The organism is Mesorhizobium sp. J428, assembly GCF_024699925.1.
Classification (GTDB): domain Bacteria; phylum Pseudomonadota; class Alphaproteobacteria; order Rhizobiales; family Rhizobiaceae; genus Mesorhizobium_A.
On sequence record NZ_JAJOMX010000001.1, the window covers coordinates 3,207,242 to 3,230,664 of the forward strand.

Below are 23,423 nucleotides of genomic sequence, written 5' to 3' on the forward strand. Positions count from 1 at the left end.
ATGCAGTCCGGTCTCGACACCTCGGCGCGTTACAGGACCATCGACGCCGCCCGGGTGATTGCGACCGCCGAACTGCTCGAGGCGCGCATCGCCGACCGCTTTCCCGAATCCGGCCTGCGCAAGGTGGCTGTCGAGCTGATCGCGCTTGGAAGGGACATCGCCCGCGAGGCGACAGAGCTCGAGGCACCGATCCGCTGGCTGAGGGTGCTCACCGCGGCGACGATCCTGATCGGCGTGCTGGTGATCGGCTTCGTGATGACCATCCTGTCCTTCGACCGGATCGACACCGGCGCCTTCGACTTCGTCCAGGGCATCGAGGCGACACTGAACACGCTGCTCCTGATGGGGCTCGGCATGATCACGCTGACCCAGATGGAGGCGCGGTTGAAACGCCGCAGGGTGTTCACCGGCCTGCATTCGCTGCGTTCGGTGATCCACGTCATCGACATGCACCAGCTGACCAAGGACCCGGCGACGCTGTCGGCGGCGTTCCAGCCATCGACGCATTCGCCCCGGCGGACGCTGGCCGCGGCCGACCTGTCGCGTTATCTCGACTATTGCACGGAGATGTTGTCGATCACCGGCAAGTTTGCCGCTCTCTACGCCCAGTCCGTCAACGACGACGTGGTGGTGCGGGCCGTCAACGACGTCGAGAGCCTGGGCAGCAATCTGTCCCGCAAGATCTGGCAGAAGATCATTATGATCGCCGAGCAGTCCGGCACGCTCCGTCGCCCTAGCTGAGTCAGGGCTCGCCCGTCCTCGGCCGAGTTCCCGCCTGTTCCTTCAAGGTCAAGTCTTCGGGCTCTCCCGGTCAAGACCGCGTATCCCCGCGGCCGCTAGGCTTTCCGGCGGACATGCCCCGCTGCGAACGCCGACGACCGTTTGCTCGGCGCAGGTCCGCCAGAATGCGATAACAACGAAGGGGAATGTCATGAGCATAGATTTCAACCTGAGCGCTGAGCAGATAGCGCTCCGCGACGGAGCGCGCGCCTTTGCAAACTCGGTGCTGAAGGACGTTCGCAAGACGATCGCGCAGTATTCCAAGCCCGACGAGCGCTTTTATTCAACCAAGCCTTTCTTCGGCCAGGGCGTCGATGCGGGCTTCGTGAAGGCGCTCCTACCCAAGGAGGTAGGCGGCTCCGACATCGCGACGCTCGATTTCGCGCTCGCCACGGAAGAGCTGGCCGCCGTCGATGTGAACGTGCCGACTGCCATGCTAGGGAGCGGCCTTTGTATCAAGCCGGTGGCGATGTTTGGAACCGAGGAGCAAAAGAAGCGCTTCCTCACCGATTTCGCCGAAGATGGAACGCGCCTGGGGGCCCTGGCCTTCACCGAAGTGACCGGCGGCGCGAACTTCGACTCGCCTGATCCGCGGTTCGGCGTCAACACCTTCGCGACGCTGGAAGGCGACGAATGGGTGATCAACGGCCACAAGCACTACACCACCAACGGCACCGGCTGGGACGGAAACAACTGCCACCTCTATGCGGTCGTGTGCAGAACGGACCCAAGCAAGAACGCCGAGGAATCTCTCGCGGTGATCATGGTTCCAGGTGCCACTCCCGGCGTGCGGGTCACGGGGCTTCTCGATACGGCCGGCCACCGGGCGACGATCTCTCCGCGGATGGCTTTCGAGAATGTGCGGGTGCCGGCAAACAACATCCTGGGTAAGCCGGGCGACGGGATCAAGATCGTTTCCACGAATTTCGCCTGGACCGCGGCCTTGATCGGCGCCGCATGTGTCGGCGTGATGCGGGCCGCCTACGATCATGCCTTGCAGTTCGCACGCGAGGACTCGCGCTCCGGGCCCCATCCGATCATCGAATATCCGACGGTCGGCTACATGCTTGCCGACATCAAGATGAAGATCGAAGCCTGTCGCTACCTGACCTGGAAGGCGTGCCATCAGCATGCGACCGGTCAAAGGGGGCCGAGCACGAGCTTGCCGTGATGACGAAGGTGTTCTGCTCGGAAACCTGCGTGAACGTCGTTTACGATACGATGCGCCTGGTCGGCGTGGACAGCTACACCGATATGCATCCGCTGGCCGAGCTGATGAACGATGCGATGTGCTTCCCGCTCTATGACGGCGGCAACATGGGTGCCCGTCGACGCAACCTGCACAGCATCATCAAGAGCCCTTCCTACAGCTCGCTGACGGCCCCTTACGCGACCTTCAACGCCTAGGCCGCGTCTGCAAGGTTGCCGGAGGGAGTTGTATCCGGTCGGACCCATTCCGCCAAAAGGAACCGACCAGGTCCGACGTCTCCGGCAGCCTCGCAGGACATCGACGGCGCCAAAGCGGAAGAGAACGCGCGGCATACGCGTCACGAACGGGAAGGCGCAGGCGAGGAGGGCTTATGCCGGGAGACCTTGTCTCCGCGTCAAAGTCCCTTGCTCTGGTGCCTGTAGTCCCTCGGCGGAACGCCGAAATGCCGTCGGAAAGCCCTGCTGAAAGAGGACATGTCGTTGAAGCCCCATCGAAAGGCGGCTTCCGAAATCGTGAGGCACTTCCCCTCGCGCAGTTCGGATGCACACCGTTCGAGGCGCATTCCCAGGATGATCTGCCCGAAAGTCTCGCCGTGCTCCTCCAGCAATTTGTGCAGGTAGCGCGTGGATATGCCGAAATGAGCGGCAACCTTGGCCGGTGCTATCTCCGGATCGGCGAAATTGAGCTGGACATATCGGAGAATAGAATTGCGGAGAGCCGATCTGAAGGTCCGGTTCCGACCGTCATCGCCATCGGGCGCGGAGGCGCGCAGCGACATGGCAGCAAGATCGACGATCGACTTCGTCATGTCGGTCGAGCTGTGGCGAAAACTCTCCGGGGTCCGGGCGACCGAGGCGAGGAAATCGACGACGATCTTGCCGACCGGCGTCCGGCCCGTGACCGTGCGGACCACGAGATCATGGCCGATATGGGAATCGAAGACATGCTTCGGGATCTTGAATGAATATTGCTCCCACTCGTCGCTCACATAGTCGAGAAGGAACGGTTCCGACGAGTCGACAATGGTGAACTCGCCCGGCGTCGTGACGGCAGTCCGGCCGGCCTGGCTGACACGGCAGGTGCCGGCCACCTGCAGATTGAGGAAACAGTAGGCCTCTGAATCGCGGCGTATGCCTTGCGGCGTGCGCGCGATGGTCTGTTTCAGCGAAGAGATGTTGGAAATGCCGATGCCGTCAAACGCATGATCGGTGACGGTCCCGAGGAAATCCGTCTTGAACGACGGTTCCGGGTTGAGCGCGACATAGACGTTGCACAGAACGTCCCGCCAGTAGCTGAAACGTTCCGTCGTCCTGATTTCCGCCAGATCGAAGGTCTTCACACCCACGTCTCCACGTTCTTGCGGGAACACCGGGAAGTCGCGTGAAATAAAGCAACAATTGTGCCAGGGGCGTGCGCCCCGCAGCATTTTTCACGTCCCACCGATGCCCTGATCAGGCGAGACCGGACGCGTTGAAGTCGAAACCGACGTAGAGCAATGGCACACCTGCAGCCTTCGCGCCGCCTCGGTCTTCGCCTTCACGTCATGGATGATATCCAGAACGTGTCCGGCTATCAACGCATCCGGTGCGGAGCGGTCAGGCGGCCGCGCCGGTTCCGTAGGGAGTGATGTCGACGCGGTCCCGGCCCGCATTCTTCGCCACGTAAAGGCGTTCGTCCGCGCTTCGGTAGAGGTCGGCGAAGGTCGCGCGTCGGTCGAAGGTGGTTCCGCCGATGCTGATCGACAGCCGGTGCGGGCGACCACGCGGGCTGAAGGGGAGCGAACCGACGGCCGCGCGGATGCGATCCGCGACGATCACGGTGCGGGCGGCGTCGAGGCTGGGAAGGAAGACGCCGAACTCCTCGCCGCCGAGGCGGCCGACGAGGTCGATCTCCCGCACGGAGGACTTGATCGTGACCGCGATCAGCTTCAGCGCCTCGTCGCCGAATTCATGGCCGTAATTGTCGTTGACCGTCTTGAAGTGGTCGACGTCCACGACGAGGAACGCGCCGCTGCCGAGATCCTGCTGTTTCTCGACCCGCTCAAGATAGCCGTCCACCAGCGCCGTGAAGGCGCGGCGGTTCAGGCAGGAGGTGAGGGGGTCGGTCGCCGCGACATTCATCAGCTCGTGATGGGCGATGGACAGCTCGCGCAGCTTGCTGAGCAAGAAGTAGAAGATCGGCGGCGCCACCACCAGCGGGATGATGAAGTTGTTGAGCGGCTTTTCGCCCAGCTGCCACGTTCCGGTCTCGAACGAATAGGAATCGATCGCGAAGGCGGCTGCGATGCAGAACAGCGTCCCGAAGATCGTGCCGAGATAGACCCGCGCCTTGCCGCGCACGGACAGGTCCAGGCGATCGAAGCGCATTTCCGTTCAACTCCCACTTGGTTCGACTCTCTCATGCCCCGGTTAAGGCATGATAAAGGTATTCCTTTGGCAGCGGTGCTGAGCCATTGCAACCTGTCGCTGGCATCGTGACAGACACCGCCCTTTGGACTAACGCTCGTGCAATGAGCTTGCCTACCGATCCCGCCGCCAACCTCGCTGCCCTGATCCGCTGCCCCTCGGTCACACCGGTCGAAGGCGGGGCGCTGACCGCGCTTGCCGGGATGCTTGCGCCGTTGGGCTTCTCGGTCGAGCGACCGGTTTTCACCGAGCAGGACACGCCCGATGTCGAGAACCTCTATGCCCGGCTCTCCGGCAACGGCCCGCATTTGATGTTCGCCGGCCATACCGACGTGGTGCCGCCTGGCGACGAGCAGGCCTGGACGCACCCGCCCTTCGCGGCCGAGATCGCCAATGGCGAGATGTATGGCCGCGGCGCCGTCGACATGAAGGGCGGCATCGCCTGTTTCGTGGCGGCCCTTGCCCGCCATGTCGCGGCGCGCGGCGCGCCGAAGGGATCGGTCTCGCTTCTCATCACCGGCGACGAGGAGGGGCCGTCGATCAACGGCACGTCGAAGCTGCTCGAATGGGCGGCGGCCAAGGGCGAGACCTGGGATGCATCCATCGTCGGCGAGCCGACCAATCCCGAGCGGCTGGGCGACGCGATAAAGATCGGCCGGCGCGGCTCGATCTCCGGCACGATCGTCGTGCGCGGCGTGCAGGGTCATGTCGCCTATCCGCACCTTGCCGACAATCCGGTGCGCGGCCTCGTTCCGCTGGTCGAGGCGCTGCTGCATCCCGTTTTCGACAAGGGAACGGCCGATTTCCAGCCGACCAATCTCGAAGTGACGACGATCGACGTCGGCAATCCGGCGGCGAACGTCATCCCCGGCAAGGCGACGGCCTCGTTCAACATCCGCTTCAACGACAGCTGGAGCGCCGAGACGATCCAGGCCGAGGTCCATAACCGCCTCGATAGCGCCGCGCGCAAGTCGAAGCTCAGACCCGGCAAGACCGAGCCGGTCGACTACGAGCTCGTATGGCGCGACCGGCCGAGCCCGGTGTTCCTGACCAGCAACGACAAGCTCATCCGCACTTTGAGCGGCTCGATCGAGGCGGTGACCGGGAGGTATCCCGCGCTCTCGACTTCGGGCGGCACGTCCGATGCGCGCTTCATAAAGGACTATTGTCCGGTGGTGGAGTTCGGCCTCGTCGGCAAGACGATGCACATGGTGGACGAGCGCGTGCCGCTCGACGATCTCGAAATGCTGACGCGCATCTACGAGCGCTTCCTTGCGGACTGGTTCGCCTGACATGCCGAGCGGCGAAGAGATACAGACCTATTTCGCCGGCGCCTGGCGGCTGATGATGGGAAAGCCGGACGGCGTGCGCGCGCTCGACGTGTCGGCCGACGGATTCTGGAATTCGTTCTACGCGATCGTCGTGGCGATCCCTGCGCTGGGGGTGGGCTGGGCGGCCTTGGCGCTCGACCTCGCGGGCTATGGACTGGGAAGCCGCCTGTCGATCCTGCTGCGGCTGGCCGTCATCGACGTCACCGCCTGGGTGCTGCCGCTGCTGTGCCTCGGCGTGATCGCGCGGCCGATCGGGATCCTCGACCGCTACCCGCATTTCGTCGTGGCGAGCAACTGGGCGTCGGCGCTGCTGGCCTGGCTGATGCTGCCGGCGACGCTGCTGAATCTCTTCAGTCCGGCAGCCAGCGAGCTCAACGATACCGTCTCGCTGATCGTCTTCATCGTCGCGCTGGTGCTGACCTGGCGGTTGACGAACGCGGTCCTGGCGAAGGGAGCCGCAGTCGCGAGCGCCGTCTTCTTCGGCGTGGTCTTCGCCGGACTGTTCCTGATTTTCTTCCTCCAGAGGCTGTTCGGCCTCGACGGGGCTCAACTCTCGGCCGGATAGTCGACCTTGACGAGATAGAGCCCGTCCGGCGGCGCGACGGGCCCGCAGCGCGAACGGTCGGCCGCCTTCAGCGCCTCCTTCACGTCCAGCGGGGTCCAGCCGCCTTCGCCGACGCGCTTGAGCGTGCCGGTCATCGAGCGGACCTGATTGTGCAGGAAGGACCGCGCCGAGGCGCGGATTTCGATCAGGTCGCCGTCGCGCGTGACGTCCAGCCGGTCGAGCGTGCGCAGCGGGCTGTTCGCCTGGCAGTGCGCCGAGCGGAAGGTGGTGAAGTCGTGCCTGCCGACGAGGTGCTGCGCGGCCTCGTGCATGGCTGCTGCGTCGAGCCGCTTCGGCACCCACCAGGCGCGCTTTGCCTCCAGCGCCAGCCGCGCCCGGCGGTTGACGATCCGGTAGATGTAGTGCCGGGCGGTCGCCGAGAAGCGGGCGTCGAAATCATCGCCGATCTTGCGCGCGGCCAGGATTGCGACGGCGTCGTCGGCGAGGCCGAGATGCGCGTTGAGCGCGTCGCGCACCCGGTCCGCCGGCCAGTCCCTGGCGAGGTCGACATGCGCCACCTGCCCGGCGGCATGCACGCCCGCATCGGTGCGCCCGGCGCCGCGGATCGAGACCTCGTCGCCCGAAAACGCCTTGATCGCGTCCTCGATCGCCTCCTGCACCGAGCGCTGGCCGGCCTGCCGCTGCCAGCCGGCAAAGGCGCTGCCGTCATATTCGATGTCGAGGCGGTAGCGGGGCATCTCAGAGTCCAGAAAAGGCAGGAGCGTAGACGAGCCTGCCGATCGCCGGGGCCTCGCCCAAGGCGAGCGCCTGCAGCGCCTCGCACTGGTAGTCGCTCGCGAAACCAGCCGCGCGATCATGCGCATAGCCAAAGCGGCCGTAATAAGCGGGATCGCCGAGCACGATCGAGAGCGTTTCGCCGCGGTCCTTCAGCAGCATATGCGCGTTCTCGATGAGGGTTGAGCCGACCCTGGTCTTCTGCCGCCGCGGCTGGACCGCGATCGGGGCGAGCGCGACGGCGGCGAAGCGGCCCGCTTCGTCCTCGACGAAGAGCCGCGAGAACAGGACATGCCCGACGATCTCGCCCTCATGCGTCGCGACGAGTTCGAGAACAACGTCATTGTCGGCGACGAGGGCGTCGACCAGACCCGCCTCCGCCGGTTGGCCGAACGCTTCCGTCACGAGCTCCCGTATCGCCGCGCGGTCGCGGGCTTCCGCCGGGCGGATGACGAGGCCGCGGATCATGACAGGCGGTCTCCTTGGGCAAGGCGGACACCGCGCAGAAAGTCCCGCGCCGTCATCGGCCTGCCGCCGGCGCGTTGCACCTCGACGAGGCGCACCGCGCCGTCGCCGCAGGCAATGGCGAGGTCATCGTCCAGCACCTCACCGGGCCGTCCCGAGCCGTCCGACAGCGTGGTGCGCAGCACCTTCAGCCGCTCCGCTTTGCCGTTGACGGAAACCTCACACCAGGCGCCGGGAGCGGGCGACAGCGCCCGGATCGTATCGTGCACCTCGCGCGCCGGCCGCGCCCAGTCGATGCGGGCTTCCGACTTGTCGATCTTTTTCGCATAGGTGACGCCTTCGACGGGCTGCGGCGTAAGCGAAAGCTCGCCGCGTTCGAGCTTTTCCATCGCCTCGACCATCAGCGCCGCGCCCGCCTCGCTCAGGCGGTCGTGCAACTCGCCGCCGGTCATGTCGGAGCCGATCGCGACACGAGCGGTAAGCGCGACCGGGCCGGTGTCGAGACCCACGTCCATCTTCATCACCATCATGCCTGTTTCGGCATCGCCCGCCATGATCGCGCGCTGGATCGGCGCGGCACCGCGCCAGCGCGGCAGGAGCGAGGCATGACCGTTGAAACATCCGAGCCGCGTCCCGTCGAGGATCGGCTGCGGCAGGAGCAGGCCGTAGGCGACGACGATCGCAGCATCCGCGCCGAGCGCGGCGAACGCCTGCTGCTCGGCTTCGCCCTTCAGCGAAACGGGCGTGCGCACGTCGATCCCGAGCTCCGAGGCCACGCGGTGGACGGGCGAGGGGGTCAGCTCCAGCCCGCGCCGGCCGGCGGGGCGGGGTGGTTGTGAGTAGACGGCGGCGATCTCGTGCCCCGCCGTATGCAGCGCGCGCAGCGTCGGCACGGAGAAATCCGGCGTGCCCATGAAGATCAGTCGGAGCGTCATCGCGGCCTTCGTTCACCTCGTTGCCGCCGCATCAACAGCCTCGGCGTGCGAAGGTCAACCCGTCCGGGCGGTCAGCCCCTGACCGCGGCGACGTGACGGGCGAAGTCCGGCGTTTCCATCAGCGCCCGGCAGCGGGCGAAGCGGTTGTCGGCATAGGCGCGGAAGTCGTCGGCGGGATTGCCGTTGGCGAGCTGGATCAGGCCCCATAGCGTCCACAGGAGATCGCACATCGCCTTGTAGATGACGACGCGGCCGCGGTCGCCGGCAGACGGCTCGCCGCCGAAATAGGCGCGCAGCATCTCGTTCTCCTGTGCCGCGTCGAAGCCGCCTTCGACGGAGAGGTCGCCGAGGTCCCACATCGGATCATTCATGCCGGAATATTCCCAGTCGACGATCCACATGCGTTCGCCGGTGTCGAGGAAGTTCTCGCAGAGCGGATCGCAGTGGCAGGCGACGATCGGCAGCGGATGCGCCGCGAGCGCTGCGCGCACCGTCTCGTCCGCCTCGCGCACCACGTCGTGATAGCCGGCGGGCAAGTCGACGTCCTTGGTCGAGAGGATCTTCAGGTAGTCGTCGATCATCGCGAACAGTTCGAAGCGGAACGGGAACACCGCGCCTGAGGTGTGAAGCCTGCGGAAGGCCTCGCCGGCGCGCGCGGGGCTGCCGGGACGCGCGCGGAACTCTTCCGGCGACATCGTCACGGCGTCGGCGAGAAAGCGCGTCGCCATCACGCCGGTGGCGTCGTCGAAGTGCAGCACCTGCGGCGACACGCCGGCCCGCGCCGCCTCGCGCGCGGCAACCGCCTCGTTGGCGCGGCTAATATATTCCTCGGTGCCCTTGCCGGGAATGCGCAGGCAGACCTCGCCGGCCCGATAGACCCGGTTGGTCAGCCCGCCCATGCGTTGCAGCGGGCCGGTGTAGCCGGCGAGAACGGGAATGGAAGCGATGACGGCGCGTACGTCGGCGAGGTCTTCGGTCATGATGCGGCCCGGCTGATCATGCGCAAACCATAGATCAACACCGCCCCCTTTGGACAAGGGGGCGGCGGTTCATCCCGGTCAAACGGGAGCGTGCGCGATTAGTAGCCGCCGGGCGGGAGATAGGTGAGCGCACCTCGGATGGTGACGTTGCAGCCCGGGATGCCGAGGCTGTTGGCGGTGCCCGACATCGTCACCGTCACCGTCGTGGCGGCCACCGCCGAGATCGAGAATTGCGTGTTGATCGACGGAATGGCGACAGGGCGCGCGAAGATGTTTCCCGCGACGCTGACCTGGCCTGCGCCGCGCAGCGTCGGCGTGGCATCGGCGTTGGAAAGCAGCAGCGACCCGTTCGTGCTCATGATCGAGAGACGCTCGGGCGTCGTCTCCGCGCCGACATTGGCGAGGTATTCGACGACGAACGATTCGGAGATATCGTATTCCGCCATGCAGAGGCCAGTATTCGTGCGAGCGGTGATGACGACGATGCCCTTGAACAGCTTGGCCGCGTAGGCCTCGCCGGCGCCGGTGAGCGCGGTTGCCAGGACGACACTGGCAAGAAGGGACTTGCGGCCGATGGACATGTGATGGTCTCCGTTTGGGCGAGAATGCGTCGGGTTTGTATCGAAAGCCAACTTCCGTAGCGTCAATAATCGTGTGGAAGTGTCACCGTGTCGAGACGTTCTTTTGTGGCAGAGGTTTTTTATTCAGAACCAAGTCTTCCTATGCTGGTCAACTTCTTTGTGGCTCTGTCCGGGAAGAAACGTCTGAAATATCCCCGAGCGGATATTTCCGAGCCGAGCGAACTGCCGCACTTGCCCGGCCATGGCGGGTATGGAGTATGCTGCGGACGCGAGACATGAGGACATGCAATGGCCGACGGACATCACGAAGGTGCGCTCGGTCAGGTCTATGGCGCGAAGGCGCCGGCAGAGGTGGCGGCGCTGTACGACCGCTGGGCCGACACCTATGACGCGGAGATGGCGGCAGCGGGCTACCGCCACCCCTCGATCGCGCTTGCGCTTCTCGCGCGCCACCTGCCGCGCGGTGCGACGCCGGTGCTCGACGCCGGCTGCGGCACCGGGCTGGTCGGCGAATGGCTGGGCATCGTCGGCTATCCCGAAATCGAAGGTCTCGACCTCTCCACCGGCATGCTCGAACGGGCGAAGGCGAAGGGCGCCTATGCGCGGCTGCACAATCTGGCGCTCGGCGGCCCGCTGCCTTTCGCCGACGGCCATTTCGCCGGCATTGTCTCGGCGGGCGTCTTCACTACGGGCCATGTCGGCGCGGAGGGGCTGGACGAACTGATCCGCATCTGCCGGCCGGGCGGGGCGATCGTGCTGACGGTGAAGAACACGCTGTGGGAGGGCGGGTTCGCGGCGCGTATCGCCGAACTCGAAGCGCAAAGCCTGGTCAAGCGCGTCGAGGAGACGGAGCCCTATGTCTCGATGCCGGGAGAGGTTGGGACCATTCCGAGCCGGGCGGTGGTCTTGAGACGCTCCTAGGAATCGGCCGGCGGCACTTACGCGGCCTCGTTCATCGAACCGGTCGGGCTGACTGCTGCAACCACTGCATCAGTTGACCAGTCCAAGAACGCGGGATCTGTGCGAAGAACGTCGAGGCTACGCGGGCGCGGCGCTGCGCCCTGCCAATCCTCGAGCGCGAAGGCCAGTGCCACCGATGCTTCACGCAATGCATCGTCTAATGTATCCGCGACGGTGGTGACGCCTATAAGGTCGGGGAACGATACGCCATATCCGCTCCCGGGTTCCTTGTGGATCAGGGCGATGTAATGCGATGTCATCTTCAATCCCTGGGCCATTTTGCCCCTTCGTCGATCGACCGTAAGGTTCCGAGCGGAATGTCCCTGCGCGGATGGGTGACGATGACCGTGCGCCCGTCCGCGTGCCGGAACTTGTGGTGCGAACCGCGCACCGAAACGAGTTCGAAGCCGTCCGCCCTCAGGCGTTTGATGATATCGCGGCTGTCACGCAGCATCAACACGTCTCCCCCGACCCAACCTGGCCATCGGTATCTGAACGCCTCTCCGCCTTTCGCCAGATCCGCTTTGGCGCCACGCGCTCTATCCCTTCACCCTTTCCGCCTTCGGATCGTAGAGCGGCTCCATGTGCAGCGTCGCCGGCACCGTATCCATCGCTACGACCAATTCGTATGTTCCCGAGGCGAGGAAGTCGTCGCTCACACCGTCCGCGTTTCGCACGTAGCCGTAGCCGATGTTTTTCTCCACCGTGTAGCCGAAGCCGCCGGAGGTGAGGTAGCCGACCGGCTGGCCGTCGCGCAGGATCGTTTCGCGGCCTAGGAGCACGACGGTTGGGTCGTCGACGGTGAAACAGGCGAGACGCTTCTTCAGCGGCTGGCCGGCGACGGCCTCCAGCGCGCGGCGGCCGGAGAAGTCGGTGTTCTTGCGCAGCTTCACCGCCCAGCCGAGGCCTGCCTCGAACGGCGTGTCGTTAGGCGTGATGTCCGAGCCCCAGGCGCGGTAGCCCTTTTCCAGCCGCAGCGATTCCAGCGCGCGGTAGCCGACGGGGCGGATGCCGTGGCGTTCTCCCACTTTCATCAGCGCGTCGAACACAACCCCGGTCGCCTCGATCGGTACGTGGAGCTCCCAGCCGAGCTCGCCGACATAGGTGACGCGCAGCGCGCGCACCGTTGCGCCGGCGATCGAGATTTCCCTGACATGGCCGAACGGGAAGGCCTCGTTGGAGACGTCGGCGTCGGTGACAGCGGCCAGCACTTCGCGCGCGCGCGGCCCCATCAGCGACAGGGGCCCGAACTGCTCCGTCACGTCGGTCAGTTGCGCATCGGCGCTGTCCGGCAGGTGGTCGCCTATCCAGGCGAGGTCGTGGGTGCGGAAGCCTGTGCCGGTGACGATGTAGAAGCGGTCCTCGGCGAGCCGCGCCACGGTGAGGTCGGCCTCGATGCCGCCGCGCGAGTTGAGAAGCTGCGTGTAGGTGAGCCGGCCGACCGGCTTCGACACGTCGTTGGCGCAGATCCAGTCCAGCGCCTTCTGCGCGTCCGCTCCGGCAAGCTCGTATTTGGCGAAGGAGGACTGGTCGAAGATGCCGACCTTCTCGCGCACCAGCCGGTGCTCGTCGCCGACCGGGCCGAACCAGTTCTGCCGGCCCATCGAATAGACGTCTTCCGCCGCGACCACCGACGGAGCGAACCAGTTCGGCCGCTCCCAGCCGAGCTTGGAGCCGAAGACAGCGCGATGGGCCTTGAGCCGCTCGTAGAGCGGCGAGACGATGTAGGGCCGCCCGCTCTCATATTCCTCGTGCGGATAGGCTATGGTGTAGTGCTTGCCATAGGCTTCCAGCGTGCGGTCGCGCACCCAGTCGCGGTCGCGGTGCAGCTTCGAGAAGCGGCGGATGTCGACCACCCACAGATCGAGAGGCGCCTCGCCGTCGACCGTCCACTGCGCCAGCACCCAGCCCGCGCCGCCGCCCGAGGCGATGCCGAAGGCGTTGAAACCGGCGCCGACGAACATGTTGGCACATTCGGGCGCAGCACCCAGGATGAAGTTGCCATCGGGCGTGAAACTCTCCGGCCCGTTGACCATCTGCTTCACGCCGACCTCGGCGAGCGCCGGGATGCGCTCGATCGCCTGGGTCATGTGCTGTTCGAAATGGTCGTAGTCGTCGTCGAACAGGCGGAACTGCCAGTCGTTCGGCACGTCGCCATTGGGAGTATTTGGCGTCCACGGCTGCGGATTCGGCTCATAGCCGCCGAAGACCAGCCCACCGACCTCCTCCTTGAAGTAGGTGCGCCGGTCGGGATCACGGATGGTCGGTGCATCCGTGGAAAGGCCCGGTATCTTCTCGGTGATGACGTACTGATGCTTCACCGGCTGCAGCGGAACGTCGATGCCGGCCAGCGCGCCGACCTGCCGCGCCCACTGGCCGGCGCAGTTGACGACCTTGTCGCAGGCGATGTCGCCCTTGTCGGTCTTCACCGCGACGATCCGGCGGCCCTGCATCTCGAAGCCGGTGACACGCACATTCTCGAACAGCTTTGCGCCGTGCATGCGCGCACCTTTGGCGAGCGACTGGGTGATGTCGGACGGGCTTGCCTGCCCGTCTGTCGGCAGCCAGGACGCGCCGACGAGGTCGGAGACGTCCATCAGGGGGAACATCTGTTTCGTCTCGGCAGGCGAGAGCAGATGCATCTCCATGCCGAAGCTCTTTGCCGTGGTGGCGGTGCGGCGGAATTCGGTCCAGCGGTCCTGGTTGGTGGCGAGCCGCAGGCAGCCGGTCATCTTCCAGCCGGTGGCGAGCCCCGTCTCGGCCTCCAGCCCCTTGTAGAGCTCTACCGAATATTTCAGCACCCGTGTGATCGAGGCGGAGGAACGGAGCTGGCCGACGAGGCCTGCCGCGTGCCAGGTCGAGCCGGAGGTGATCTGCCCCATCTCCAGGAGCACGACGTCGGCCTTGTGGTCGCGTGCGAGGTGGTAGGCGGTCGAGCAGCCGATGATGCCGCCGCCGATGACGACGATCTGGGCGTGCGAGGGCAGCGTCATGGCGTGAGGCTTCCGAAACGGGACTGGTAGCGGTCGAGCGCGGCGTCGAGGCGCTGCAGGTTCTCTTCCGTGTAGGCCTCGTAGTCGACGCCCGGTGCGTCGAGATGCAGTTCCGACACCATCGACCACATGGATTCGCGCAGCAGCGAAGCGCACTGCATCGCGGCATGCGCCCGCACCAGTTCGGGCGAGGGCATGTCGCCGAAATAGCGTGCCAGCAATTCGCTGGATTGTTCCTCGTCGAAGCCGGCATTGGAGGCGAGGCCGGCGAGGTCGAACATGGCGGTGGTGAAGCCGGCATATTCGAAATCGATCAGCCACAGCCGCTCGCCGTCGTCGAGGATGTTGGCGGGCAGGAAGTCGTTGTGGCCGAAGATGATCGGCAGCGGCGGCTGTGTCTTCTCGAGGTCGGCGGCGAGTTGGAGGAAGGCCGGCAGCCGGTCGCTCATACGGCTCCCGCCCGCGCGCAGCGAGCGGGCGTAGTCGCGGATGACGTGAAAGACGAGGAAGGCGAAGCCGGCGCCGCTGATCTGGCGCGGCATCTCGACATGGAAACGCCGCACGATGTCGGCGACGCGATCGATATTGTCGGTGACATCGGCCGGCGCGTAGGTCTTGCCGTCGACGAAGCGCGAGACCATCACGCCCGGACCGGTGTAGACCACTTCCGGCGCGAAGCCGCTGGCATGCGCGGCGCGCGCGGTCATGATCTCGCGGGTGCGGAAGACGTGATGGAACGGATAGTCCTGGCCGAAGCGCACGACATATTTGCGGCCCGCGTCCTCGACCGTGTAGCTCTTGTTCGACAGCCCGCCCTTCAGCGGCTTCGGGTCGACGGGACCGGACCAGATCGGCAGCACCCAGATGCGGGCGTTCATTTCCATCAAGATGCACTTCCTCCCATGCCGGCGAGGCCGAGCCTCGCTCTCGTTCTGGCCGCGCCGGCCGAGATCAGCCGGTCGGCGATGATCGCGATCGCGGCGACCGCGAGGCCCGCGATGAGGCCGCGGCCGGTGTCGGCCTTGGTCAGCGCGATGTAGACCTCCTGGCCGAGGTCGCGCGTGCCGACCAGCGCAGTGATGACCAGCATCGACAGCGCGAACATGATCGTCTGGTTGATGCCGAGCATGATCTCGGGCAGCGCCAGCTTCAGCCGGATGCGCGTCAGGATCTGGCCGCGGGTCGCGCCCATCGCCCGGCCGGCCTCGACCACGCGCAGAATCGACACGTCTCAGACCGAGGACCGTGTAGCGGATCGCCGGCACGACAGCATAGGCGACGACCGCGAGCATGGCGGAGAAGTCGCCGACCCGGAACAGCATCACGACCGGCATCAGGTAGACGAAGGAGGGCAGCGTCTGCAGCGTGTCGATGACGAGCGATACGACGCGCCAGAGGCGCTCGTTCTCCGCGCATAACATGCCCACCGGGATGCCGATCAGCGCGGCGAAGAGCACCGAGACGCCGCAGAGGTAGACGGTGATCGCCGCCTTTTCCCACTGGCCGGTCGCGGCGATCAGGAAGGCGAGGACCGCCACCGTCGCCATCAGGCGGACGCCGCCGAGCAGGTAGCCGGCGACGGCGAGAAGCCCGGTCACGCCGAGCCAGGGCAGGTCGGAGAGGAAGCGCTTGAAGGGGACGAGCACGTTGAGCAGCACGGCGTTCTTCACCGCCTCGAACGTGTCGAAGAAGTTGACGTTGATCCACTTCACGGCCTCGGAGAGGAGTGCGCCTGTGGAGATCTCCCACGCCTCGGGCCATCGGCGGACGAAGGGCAGGACCATGCCGAGCGCATAGGTCGCGACGACCAATGCGAGCGCGGCCGCGATGTGCGGATAGCGAGCGGGCAGCGAGGCATCCGGCCGCGGGGCGGCGACGTCGCGCTGCGCGAAGGCCTGGCTCAGCCGGTCGAGCGCGACGGCGAGCGCCACGATGGCGAGGCCGGCGACGAGCCCCGCGCCGATGTCGAGGCGGCGAAGTGCGGCGAGCACGTCGAAACCTAGGCCGCCAGCACCGATCATCGAGGCGATGATGACCATGTTGAGCGAGAGCATGATCACCTGGTTGACGCCGACCATAAGGCTGTCGCGCGCCGAGGGCACGAGAACCCGCCACGTCATCTGCCGCCGCGTCGCGCCGACCATGCGGCCGAGGTCGCGGATTTCGGGTGCCACCTGGCGAAGCGACAGTGCCGTGATGCGCGCCATCGGCGGCAGCGCGTAGATGACGGTCGCGACGATCGCGGCCGTCGGGCCGAAGCCGAACAGGAACAGGATCGGCACCAGATAGGCGAAGGCCGGGATGGTCTGCATCATGTCGAGCACGGGCGTCAGCGCCCGCTCGAAGCGCGGATACCGGTAGGCAGCGATGCCGAGCAGCAGCCCGCCCGCGACGCCGATCGGCACGGCGACCAGCACCGAAGCGAGCGTGGCCATGGCGCTCTGCCACTGGCCGAAGACGAGGATGAAGCCGAAGCAGGCGGCGGCCAGCATCGCGAGCGGCCGCCCGCCGGCCGCGTGGCCCATCAGCGCTACGATGCCGATCACCGCGATCCACGACAGCGGCGGCGCAATCTGCACCGCGCTCGATCCCTGGCCGGACAGGAAGCCGGTGGCCAGCAGGCTGAGCGCGAGGCGGTAGGGCGCCTCGATGAGGGAGGCGAGGAAGCGGGTGAAGTCGGTGAAGGTGAACAGGCCGAAGCTGGCGTCATTGACCAACCATTTCATCGCGTCGGAAATCCAGCGGGCGGCGGGGATTTCCCAAGCCTTGGGATAAACGTCGATCCAGGCAGGCACCGGTGCCAGCCAGAGTATCGTGAAGACGGCGAGCGCGATCAGCCAGGGCACGGAGATGCTGCCCTTGGACATGCGCGGGGCAAACGGTGAGCCGGTTGGTCGAATGATCGAGGTGGTCATCAGAGACCCCCCTCTGTCCTGCCGGACATCTCCCCCTCAAGGGGGGAGATCGGCTGGCACGATGACCTTCGCAAATCGTCGAAGCCAGAAATTTGGCGGAGCCGTTCGAACTGCCAATCTCCCCCCTTGAGGGGGAGATGTCCGGCAGGACAGAGGGGGGTCCGGAGCGTCGCCACCCTTACCCCCTCAGCATCAGTTCGGCGACGTCGCGCCGTTCGAGCCGGCCGACGGGGGTGCCGGCGGCGTCGGTCACTTCCAGCGTCTCGCCGTCCGAGAACAGCCGCGCCGCTTCCGCGATCCGCGTGCCGGCCGCGACGCGGGGGCGGCCTTCAGCAGTGCCCGGCTTCATCAGCGAGCCGACGGCCACCACCTTGGCTTTCGCCACGTCGCGGGTGAACTCGCGCACGTAGTCAGTGGCGGGGTTGAGCACGAGGTCTTCCGGCGTGCCGGTCTGGACGATCTCGCCGTCCTTCATGATTGCGATGCGGTCGGCCAGCCGGATCGCCTCGTCGAAGTCGTGCGTGATGAAGACGATCGTCTTCTTGAGCTTCGACTGCAGCCGCATGAACTCGTCCTGCATCTCGCGGCGGATCAGCGGGTCAAGTGCGGAGAACGGCTCGTCGAGGAACCACAGTTCCGGCTCGACCGCTAGCGAACGCGCAATGCCGACGCGCTGCTGCTGGCCGCCCGAGAGCTGGCGCGGGAAGGAGGCCTCGCGGCCGGTGAGGCCGACGAGGTCGATCATCTCGCGGGCACGCGCCTCGCGCCTGTCGCGCGCGACGCCCTGGATCGACAGCGGGAAGGCGACATTGTCCAGCACGCTCAGATGAGGCAGGAGCGCGAAGTGCTGGAACACCATCCCCATCTGATGACGGCGGATCTCGATCATCCGCTTCTCGTCGGCGGCGAGCAGGTTCTCGCCGTTGAACAGGATTTCGCCTGCCGTCGGCTCGATCAGGCGCGAGAGGCAGCGCACCAGCGTCGACTTGCCCGAGCCGGACAGGCCCATGATGACGAAGATCTCGCCCTCGGCCACGTCGAGATTGACGTCGCGCACCGCGCCGACGAGATCGTTGGCGGCGAGCAGGCCGGCATCGGGCGAGGGATTGGCGGCGATGAACGACCTGGCGCCCTCGCCGAACAGTTTCCAGACATGGCGGCAGGAGAGCTTGGCGGTCATGCGGCGCGGCGAGGCGCAGAACCCCCCTCTGGCCTGCCGGCCGCCCTCCGCTTACGCTCCGGGCGTTCGTCACTCGAAAAGCCAAATCGTTGGCTTTTCGTCCGCTGCGCGGACCGCTCCTCACCCCCCACAAGGGGGGAGATTGGCGCGCGGTTCCCTTGTGGGGGGTGAGCGAACGGTTCGCGGAGCGAATTCATCGTGCCGGTGGCACGATGAAAGGTCAGCGAACGCCGGGTCGCTGCCGGAGGCAGCGGGCACCCGGCCGGATGTCCGGCAGGACAGAGGGGGGCGCGGAGGAGCACGGCTTAGCGATCCTGGTCGGGGAAATTATTCGCTACTTCTTGATCCACTCCGACCAGCGCGCCTCGTTCGCCGCGATCCATTCGGCGGCGACGTCGGCGACTTTCTTGCCGTCGAGATCGACGGCGGTGATCATCTTGCCCATCTCGTCATTGTCGATGGTGAAGGCCTTGATCGCCTTGTAGGCGCCTGGCCACTTGTCCTTCACGCCGGCCCAGCCGACCTTCCAGATCTCGCCAAAGGGCTTGCCGCAATCGTAGAGCGCGTCCGGGTTCGAGCCCCATTTCGGGTCGGTGTAACATTCCTTGGTGTATTCGGGGAATTCGATCCATTCGCCCTTGTATTTGGCCGGCGCCCAGTGCGGCGCGTAGATCCAGAGCAGGATCGGCGCCTGCCGCTGGTAGGCGCTCTCCAGCTCGGCGAAGAGCGCCGCGTCGGTGCCGGCATGGATCACCTCGAAGGGCAGGCCGAGGGCCGCAACGCGCTCGTCGTCGAAGCCGCCCCAGGTGACCGGGCCGCCGAGGTAACGTCCCTTCGGTGCGGTTTCAGCAGTGGAGAATATCTCGGCGCATTTCTCGTCCTTCAGGGCTTCCCAGTTGGGCAGACCGGGACACTTCTCCTTCATATATTCGGGGAACCACCATTCTTCCTTGGCCTTCATGCCGGTGGGACCGAAGTTTTCGACCTTGCCGGTGGCGGTGGCCGCATCCATGGCGTCGCGGCCGGTCGTCTCCCACATCTCCATCGCCACATGCAGGTCGCCCGCCTCGAGCCCCGCGAACTGCGCGAGATAGTCGGCCTGGACGTATTCGACGCTGTAGCCGGCCTTCTTCAACACCTCGCCCATCAGCTCGGTGGTGATCAGCTGGCCGGTCCAGTCGTGCAGCGTGAGTTTGATCGGGTCCGTGGATTCCTGCGCGACGACCGGGCCGCTGAAGGTGAGCGCGGCGGCAAGTGCCAGTCCCGCGCAGGCCGATTTAAGTCCGTGACCTGTGGCAATCATGTCCGAAACTCCTGTCCAAGTGTTCGCCCCGCCTCCGGTCGGGACAACCCCGCAGGAGGTCTTGTATCGGTCCGTCAATCTCACGCAGCGGCAGCCGGCTTGTCAACGATGCATGTGGTGTTTTATGGCTTCATGACCGCAATTCATCACAAAGCGGGCAAGAGCGGTCAGAAATGCCGCCAAAACGGGCAGATGGGTCTGTCATGTCCACAATGGTCCTGTCGAAACGCCACGCCGAGATCCTGCGTATGCTGCGCGAGGGAGATGCGGTCTCGATCTCCGACCTTGCCGCGCGGCTCGGGGTCTCGCTGGAGACGGTGCGGCGCGACGTGAAGCCGCTCAGCGACGACGGGTCAGTGGTGCGCATGCATGGCGCGGTCGGGCTGGCCGGGCTCGGCGGCGAGGCGCCGTTCGAACGGCGCATGCGCGAGAATGCCGCCGCCAAGCGCGCGATCGCGCGCCACGTGGCCGCCACCATCGCCGACGGCGAGTCGATCATGCTCGACACCGGTACCACGACCAGCTTCCTTGCCCGCGAACTGCTCGGCCACCGCAGGCTGACCGTCGTGACCAACTCCTCCGACATCGCCCGCACGCTCGCTACCGTGAACGGCAACAAGGTCTACATGGCCGGCGGCGAACTGAGGAGCGATTCCGGTGCGGCGTTCGGGGTCTCGGCGATCGAGTTCATCAGCCGTTTCTCGGTCGACCATGCGGTGATCTCGGTCGGCGCCGTCGATGCCGAGGGGCTGATGGACTACGACCTCGAGGAATCCGAGTTCGCCCGCACGGTGCTCGCCTGCGGCAGCCGCCGGCTTGCTGTCACCGATCACTCCAAGTTCGGCCGGCGCGGCCTGGTGCGCATCTGCACCTTCGACGCGGTGTCCGCACTTGTCACCGATCTGCTTCCGCCCGCAGATATCGCCGACGCGCTGGCGGCCAGCGGGGCGCTGCTCGAAGTGGCGCGGGTTGATGTCGCGGAGGCGGTCGAACGCAACTAGGCTGCGTTTCGTCGGTATCTTCCGGATTCGCCGACCTTGCCCTGAGAAGGCGCTGCAACGGGTGCGGAATCGACATCTGAATCCGTTCTCCACCCGAAAATCAAAACATCATTCTACATATGGAGAAATTTTTAGGATGAGTTGCTATTTTTAATTCCTACTAATTCGATAGGGTATAGCACGTCACTTTGATGGAGGTCGACATGCTGTTTACCCGAAGATCCGTGCTTTTCTCGGCCGTTCTCGCTGGCTCGGTCCAGTTCGGGGGTATGGGTTTCGCCTTCGCCCAGGACACGCTGAACAACGTTTCCTACGATCCGACGCGTGAGCTCTATCGCGAATATTCCGAGCACTTCGCCAAGGTCTGGAAGGAAAAGACCGGCCGAACGGTCCAGGTCTCCAACAGCCACGGCGGCTCCGGCGCGCAGGTCCGCGCGGTGGTCGAGGGTCTGCCGGCCGACGTCGTGACCTTCCCGCTCGAAGGCGACATCCTCGGCATCGAGAAGGCTGGCCTCATCGAGCCGGGCTGGCAGAGCGAGTTCCCCGCCGAATCCTCGCCCTACACCTCGACGATCGTTTTCCTGGTCCGCGCCGGCAACCCGAAGGGCATCAAGGACTGGAACGACCTGGTCAAGCCGGGCGTGCAGGTCATCACGCCGAACCCGAAGACTTCGGGTGGCGCACGCTGGAACTATCTCGCGGCCTGGGCCTACGAGCTCGAACAGACGGGCGGCGACCAGCAGAAGGCGCAGGACTTCGTCGCAGCGATCTACAAGAACGTGCCCGTGCTCGACACCGGCGCCCGCGGCTCGACCAACACCTTCGTCCAGAACAAGGTCGGCGACGTGCTGATCGCCTGGGAGAATGAGGCGCTGCTGTCGCTCAAGGAGTTCGGCGCGGGCGAATACGAGATCGTCGTGCCGTCGGTCTCGATCCTCGCCGAGGTGAAGGTGGCGATCGTCGACAAGAATGTCGACGCCAATGGCACCCGCGAGATCGCCAAGGCCTTCCTCGACGAGCTCTACAGCCCCGAGTCGCAGAAAATCTTCGCCAGGAATTTCTATCGCCCGCTCCATCCGGAAAATGTCGACCCCGCCGACCTGAAGGCCTTTCCGGAGGTGAAGCTGGTGAAGATCGGCGATGTGTTCGGGGGGTGGGCCAAGGCTCAGCCTGAGCACTTCGGCGATGGCGGAATTTTCGATAAGATCTATTCCAAAGACTGATCTACAGTCATCGCATCAATATCGCAGGGTGTGAGGGATCGTCCCTCACACCCTGCAAGTTTGTAACGGATCAAGGCGGGCCAATGGCGCACTTACGTTTTCGGGAGCCGAGTATCATCCCCGGCTTCCGCCTGACTTTTTCGTTCACCATTCTCTATCTGCTGCTGATCGTTCTCATTCCGATCGTTGGACTCTACGTCAAGGCATTCGAGCTCGACTGGCCCGCCTTCCAGCGCATCATCACCGGCCCGCGCTTCCTGGCGGCCATGAAGCTGAGCTTCGGCGCCTCGCTGCTCGCGGCCCTGTTCAACGTCGTCATCGGCGTGATGGTGGCCTGGGTTCTGGTAAGGCAAGTTCTTCGGCCGGCGCGTCCTTGACGCCGTCATCGATCTTCCCTTCGCGCTTCCGACCGCGGTGGCCGGCATCGCGCTCACCGCGCTCTACGTGCCGCAGGGCTGGGTCGGCCGCTTGTTCGCGCCCTACGACATCTCGATCGCCTACACGCCAGTGGGCATCTGGATCGCGCTGGTCTTCATCGGCCTGCCCTTCGTCGTGCGCACGGTGCAGCCGGTGCTGGAGGATCTGAGCCGCGAGGTCGAGGAGGCTGCCGCAACGCTGGGGGCGCCGAGGCGGACCACAATCCTGCGCGTCGTGCTGCCGCCGTTGATCCCGGCGATCCTGACCGGCTTTGCCCTGGCATTCGCGCGCGCGGTGGGCGAATACGGTTCGGTGATCTTCATCGCCGGCAACATTCCGCGGCAAACCGAGATCCTGCCGCTGCTCATCGTCTTCCGGCTGGAGGAGCGCGAATATTCGGCCGCCGCCGCAATTGCCGCGGTGATGCTGAGCGTGTCGTTCGTGATCCTCCTGCTGATCAACTTCCTTCAAGCCTGGAGCTACCGGAGGTTCGGCAATGGCTGACGTGACAGTCGCGACGTCGCACGCCCCCGCGCGGTCCGGCCGGCAAGGGCACTCGCCGGTGACCGAGGCGCCTTGGGTCAGGTACCTGCTGATCGCCGCGGCGATCGTGGTTCTCGGCTTCTTTCTTGTCCTGCCCCTCCTCACCGTCTTCATCCAGGCGCTCAGCCTCGGCTTCGGCACGGCGCTCGCGACCTTCGGCGACCAGGATGCGATTAATGCGATCCTGTTGACCCTGCTGGTGGCCGCGGTCGCAGTGCCGATGAATGTCGTGTTTGGCATCGCCGCTGCCTGGGCAATCGCGAAATACCGCTTCCGCGGCCGGGCGCTGCTCATCTCGCTGATCGACCTGCCGTTCTCGGTCTCGCCGGTCGTCGCGGGACTGGTCTACGTGCTCATGCTCGGGCCGTTCACACCCATCGGCGCGTGGTTCCTGCAGAATTACGACCTGCGCATCATCTTCGCAGTGCCCGGCGTGGTGCTCGCCACCATCTTCGTCACCTTCCCGTTCGTTGCGCGCGAGCTGATTCCGCTGATGCAGGACCAAGGGACAGGCGACGAGGAGGCAGCGCTGTCGCTGGGCGCCTCCGGCTGGCAGACCTTCTGGCGCGTCACGCTGCCCAACGTGAAATGGGCGCTGCTCTATGGCGTGCTGCTGTGCAATGCGCGCGCCATGGGCGAATTCGGCGCCGTCGCGGTCATCTCAGGCAAGCTGAGGGGCGAGACCGTGACCATGCCGCTGCAGATCGAACTTTACTATCAGGAATTCAGGTCTTTGGCGCAGGTGTCCGCCTTCAGCCTGGCCGCCGTGCTGGCGAGCCTTGCGCTGGTGACGCTGGTCGTCAAATCGTGGCTGGAATGGCGCTATGGCGACCAGCTTGCGGCAACCGGAAGAGGGCATTGA

The 23,423-nt window shown here is 65.5% G+C and carries 23 protein-coding genes and 2 pseudogenes; 10 read left to right on the forward strand and 15 right to left on the reverse strand.

Annotated elements, in window-relative coordinates:
• The 3 genes from LRS09_RS16190 to LRS09_RS16200 all read left to right on the forward strand — a co-directional run bounded on the left by LRS09_RS16190 (position 1) and on the right by LRS09_RS16200 (position 2,187).
• On the forward strand, positions 1–741 hold the full coding sequence (locus LRS09_RS16190; RefSeq protein WP_257807845.1) for a hypothetical protein: 741 nt from the start codon (positions 1–3) through the stop codon (positions 739–741).
• A 262-nt stretch (positions 742–1,003) separates the two neighbouring features.
• A complete protein-coding gene (locus LRS09_RS16195; protein ID WP_257807846.1) occupies positions 1,004–1,951 on the forward strand; it encodes an acyl-CoA dehydrogenase family protein in 948 nt (315 codons plus the stop codon).
• Positions 1,951–2,187 (forward strand): acyl-CoA dehydrogenase family protein, encoded by a 237-nt coding sequence (locus LRS09_RS16200; protein WP_257807847.1) that lies wholly within the window; start codon positions 1,951–1,953, stop codon positions 2,185–2,187. Before LRS09_RS16195 ends, LRS09_RS16200 begins: the two co-directional genes overlap by 1 nt.
• A gap of 197 nt (positions 2,188–2,384) precedes the next feature.
• Here LRS09_RS16200 and LRS09_RS16205 read toward each other — a convergent pair whose 3' ends face one another.
• On the reverse strand, positions 2,385–3,329 hold the full coding sequence (locus LRS09_RS16205; RefSeq protein WP_257807849.1) for a helix-turn-helix domain-containing protein: 945 nt from the start codon (positions 3,327–3,329) through the stop codon (positions 2,385–2,387).
• 256 nt (positions 3,330–3,585) lie between these two features.
• On the reverse strand, positions 3,586–4,356 hold the full coding sequence (locus LRS09_RS16210) for a GGDEF domain-containing protein (RefSeq protein WP_257807850.1): 771 nt from the start codon (positions 4,354–4,356) through the stop codon (positions 3,586–3,588).
• A gap of 143 nt (positions 4,357–4,499) precedes the next feature.
• Between LRS09_RS16210 and dapE the strand changes: the two genes are divergently transcribed.
• Positions 4,500–5,687 carry a succinyl-diaminopimelate desuccinylase gene (gene dapE, locus LRS09_RS16215; protein ID WP_257807851.1) on the forward strand — a complete coding sequence of 396 codons (1,188 nt, stop codon included), beginning with the start codon at positions 4,500–4,502 and terminating at the stop codon, positions 5,685–5,687.
• Between the two features lies 1 nt (position 5,688).
• The gene (locus LRS09_RS16220) at positions 5,689–6,291 is read left to right on the forward strand and encodes a transporter (protein ID WP_257807852.1); all 603 of its coding nucleotides are present in this window, start codon (positions 5,689–5,691) and stop codon (positions 6,289–6,291) included.
• Here LRS09_RS16220 and truA read toward each other — a convergent pair.
• The 5 genes from truA to LRS09_RS16245 all read right to left on the reverse strand — a co-directional run bounded on the left by truA (position 6,273) and on the right by LRS09_RS16245 (position 10,026).
• The gene (gene truA / locus LRS09_RS16225) at positions 6,273–7,028 is read right to left on the reverse strand and encodes a tRNA pseudouridine(38-40) synthase TruA (RefSeq protein ID WP_257807853.1); all 756 of its coding nucleotides are present in this window, start codon (positions 7,026–7,028) and stop codon (positions 6,273–6,275) included. The genes LRS09_RS16220 and truA overlap by 19 nt on opposite strands.
• Position 7,029: 1 nt before the next feature.
• On the reverse strand, positions 7,030–7,530 hold the full coding sequence (locus LRS09_RS16230; protein WP_308240356.1) for an N-acetyltransferase: 501 nt from the start codon (positions 7,528–7,530) through the stop codon (positions 7,030–7,032).
• On the reverse strand, positions 7,530–8,465 hold the full coding sequence (gene fmt / locus LRS09_RS16235) for a methionyl-tRNA formyltransferase (RefSeq protein WP_257807856.1): 936 nt from the start codon (positions 8,463–8,465) through the stop codon (positions 7,530–7,532). Before fmt ends, LRS09_RS16230 begins: the two co-directional genes overlap by 1 nt.
• Positions 8,466–8,536: 71 nt before the next feature.
• Positions 8,537–9,445, reverse strand: coding sequence for a phosphotransferase family protein (locus LRS09_RS16240; RefSeq protein ID WP_257807857.1), 909 nt, complete (start codon positions 9,443–9,445; stop codon positions 8,537–8,539).
• A 98-nt stretch (positions 9,446–9,543) separates the two neighbouring features.
• On the reverse strand, positions 9,544–10,026 hold the full coding sequence (locus tag LRS09_RS16245; protein WP_257807858.1) for a hypothetical protein: 483 nt from the start codon (positions 10,024–10,026) through the stop codon (positions 9,544–9,546).
• Positions 10,027–10,314: 288 nt separating this feature from the next.
• Between LRS09_RS16245 and LRS09_RS16250 the strand changes: the two genes are divergently transcribed.
• Complete coding sequence (locus tag LRS09_RS16250; RefSeq protein ID WP_257807859.1) at positions 10,315–10,947, forward strand: class I SAM-dependent methyltransferase; 633 nt, start codon at positions 10,315–10,317, stop codon at positions 10,945–10,947.
• A gap of 17 nt (positions 10,948–10,964) precedes the next feature.
• Here LRS09_RS16250 and LRS09_RS16255 read toward each other — a convergent pair whose 3' ends face one another.
• From LRS09_RS16255 to LRS09_RS16290, 8 genes and pseudogenes are all read right to left on the reverse strand, one after another.
• Positions 10,965–11,264: a type II toxin-antitoxin system HicB family antitoxin gene (locus LRS09_RS16255; RefSeq protein ID WP_257807860.1), complete on the reverse strand. Its 300-nt coding sequence runs from the start codon at positions 11,262–11,264 to the stop codon at positions 10,965–10,967.
• On the reverse strand, positions 11,249–11,440 hold the full coding sequence (locus LRS09_RS16260) for a type II toxin-antitoxin system HicA family toxin (protein WP_257810215.1): 192 nt from the start codon (positions 11,438–11,440) through the stop codon (positions 11,249–11,251). The genes LRS09_RS16255 and LRS09_RS16260 overlap by 16 nt, the downstream gene beginning before the upstream one ends.
• Positions 11,441–11,525: 85 nt before the next feature.
• Entirely contained in the window at positions 11,526–13,979 is a 2,454-nt protein-coding gene (locus LRS09_RS16265; RefSeq protein WP_257807861.1) for an FAD-dependent oxidoreductase, read from the reverse strand.
• Complete coding sequence (locus LRS09_RS16270) at positions 13,976–14,863, reverse strand: choline/ethanolamine kinase family protein (protein ID WP_257810216.1); 888 nt, start codon at positions 14,861–14,863, stop codon at positions 13,976–13,978. The genes LRS09_RS16265 and LRS09_RS16270 overlap by 4 nt, the downstream gene beginning before the upstream one ends.
• Positions 14,863–15,171 (reverse strand): ABC transporter permease subunit, encoded by a 309-nt coding sequence (locus tag LRS09_RS16275; RefSeq protein ID WP_257810217.1) that lies wholly within the window; start codon positions 15,169–15,171, stop codon positions 14,863–14,865. Before LRS09_RS16275 ends, LRS09_RS16270 begins: the two co-directional genes overlap by 1 nt.
• Before the next feature lie 85 nt (positions 15,172–15,256).
• Positions 15,257–16,894 (reverse strand): annotated as a pseudogene (locus LRS09_RS30355) (ABC transporter permease subunit); the annotation flags it as partial.
• A 178-nt stretch (positions 16,895–17,072) separates the two neighbouring features.
• Positions 17,073–18,074, reverse strand: coding sequence for a glycine betaine/L-proline ABC transporter ATP-binding protein (locus LRS09_RS16285; RefSeq protein WP_257807862.1), 1,002 nt, complete (start codon positions 18,072–18,074; stop codon positions 17,073–17,075).
• 334 nt (positions 18,075–18,408) lie between these two features.
• Positions 18,409–19,377 (reverse strand): ABC transporter substrate-binding protein, encoded by a 969-nt coding sequence (locus tag LRS09_RS16290; RefSeq protein WP_257807863.1) that lies wholly within the window; start codon positions 19,375–19,377, stop codon positions 18,409–18,411.
• 212 nt (positions 19,378–19,589) lie between these two features.
• Here LRS09_RS16290 and LRS09_RS16295 point away from each other — a divergent pair, with 212 nt between their 5' ends.
• From LRS09_RS16295 to cysW, 4 genes and pseudogenes are all read left to right on the forward strand, one after another.
• Positions 19,590–20,378, forward strand: coding sequence for a DeoR/GlpR family DNA-binding transcription regulator (locus tag LRS09_RS16295; protein ID WP_257810218.1), 789 nt, complete (start codon positions 19,590–19,592; stop codon positions 20,376–20,378).
• 203 nt (positions 20,379–20,581) lie between these two features.
• Positions 20,582–21,601 carry a sulfate ABC transporter substrate-binding protein gene (locus tag LRS09_RS16300; protein WP_308240310.1) on the forward strand — a complete coding sequence of 340 codons (1,020 nt, stop codon included), beginning with the start codon at positions 20,582–20,584 and terminating at the stop codon, positions 21,599–21,601.
• 83 nt (positions 21,602–21,684) lie between these two features.
• Positions 21,685–22,522, forward strand: a pseudogene (cysT, locus tag LRS09_RS16305) (sulfate ABC transporter permease subunit CysT).
• The gene (gene cysW / locus LRS09_RS16310; RefSeq protein WP_257807864.1) at positions 22,515–23,423 is read left to right on the forward strand and encodes a sulfate ABC transporter permease subunit CysW; all 909 of its coding nucleotides are present in this window, start codon (positions 22,515–22,517) and stop codon (positions 23,421–23,423) included. The pseudogene cysT and the gene cysW overlap by 8 nt, the downstream one beginning before the upstream one ends.

Excerpts from the sequence above, each read along its gene's own strand:
- LRS09_RS16220 (WP_257807852.1), top strand. The coding sequence starts at position 5,689 with ATGCCGAGCGGCGAAGAGATACAGACCTATTTCGCCGGCGCCTGGCGG.
- LRS09_RS16275 (WP_257810217.1), bottom strand. The coding sequence starts at position 15,171 with ATGGGCGCGACCCGCGGCCAGATCCTGACGCGCATCCGGCTGAAGCTG.
- LRS09_RS16260 (WP_257810215.1), bottom strand. The coding sequence starts at position 11,440 with ATGCTGCGTGACAGCCGCGATATCATCAAACGCCTGAGGGCGGACGGC.
- dapE (WP_257807851.1), top strand. The coding sequence starts at position 4,500 with ATGAGCTTGCCTACCGATCCCGCCGCCAACCTCGCTGCCCTGATCCGC.
- LRS09_RS16190 (WP_257807845.1), top strand. The coding sequence starts at position 1 with ATGCAGTCCGGTCTCGACACCTCGGCGCGTTACAGGACCATCGACGCC.
- LRS09_RS16295 (WP_257810218.1), top strand. The coding sequence starts at position 19,590 with ATGGTCCTGTCGAAACGCCACGCCGAGATCCTGCGTATGCTGCGCGAG.
- LRS09_RS16250 (WP_257807859.1), top strand. The coding sequence starts at position 10,315 with ATGGCCGACGGACATCACGAAGGTGCGCTCGGTCAGGTCTATGGCGCG.
- LRS09_RS16210 (WP_257807850.1), bottom strand. The coding sequence starts at position 4,356 with ATGCGCTTCGATCGCCTGGACCTGTCCGTGCGCGGCAAGGCGCGGGTC.
- LRS09_RS16270 (WP_257810216.1), bottom strand. The coding sequence starts at position 14,863 with ATGGAAATGAACGCCCGCATCTGGGTGCTGCCGATCTGGTCCGGTCCC.
- truA (WP_257807853.1), bottom strand. The coding sequence starts at position 7,028 with ATGCCCCGCTACCGCCTCGACATCGAATATGACGGCAGCGCCTTTGCC.
- fmt (WP_257807856.1), bottom strand. The coding sequence starts at position 8,465 with ATGACGCTCCGACTGATCTTCATGGGCACGCCGGATTTCTCCGTGCCG.
- LRS09_RS16255 (WP_257807860.1), bottom strand. The coding sequence starts at position 11,264 with ATGGCCCAGGGATTGAAGATGACATCGCATTACATCGCCCTGATCCAC.
- LRS09_RS16300 (WP_308240310.1), top strand. The coding sequence starts at position 20,582 with ATGCTGTTTACCCGAAGATCCGTGCTTTTCTCGGCCGTTCTCGCTGGC.
- LRS09_RS16285 (WP_257807862.1), bottom strand. The coding sequence starts at position 18,074 with ATGACCGCCAAGCTCTCCTGCCGCCATGTCTGGAAACTGTTCGGCGAG.
- LRS09_RS16265 (WP_257807861.1), bottom strand. The coding sequence starts at position 13,979 with ATGACGCTGCCCTCGCACGCCCAGATCGTCGTCATCGGCGGCGGCATC.
- LRS09_RS16245 (WP_257807858.1), bottom strand. The coding sequence starts at position 10,026 with ATGTCCATCGGCCGCAAGTCCCTTCTTGCCAGTGTCGTCCTGGCAACC.
- cysW (WP_257807864.1), top strand. The coding sequence starts at position 22,515 with ATGGCTGACGTGACAGTCGCGACGTCGCACGCCCCCGCGCGGTCCGGC.
- LRS09_RS16290 (WP_257807863.1), bottom strand. The coding sequence starts at position 19,377 with ATGATTGCCACAGGTCACGGACTTAAATCGGCCTGCGCGGGACTGGCA.
- LRS09_RS16200 (WP_257807847.1), top strand. The coding sequence starts at position 1,951 with ATGACGAAGGTGTTCTGCTCGGAAACCTGCGTGAACGTCGTTTACGAT.
- LRS09_RS16240 (WP_257807857.1), bottom strand. The coding sequence starts at position 9,445 with ATGACCGAAGACCTCGCCGACGTACGCGCCGTCATCGCTTCCATTCCC.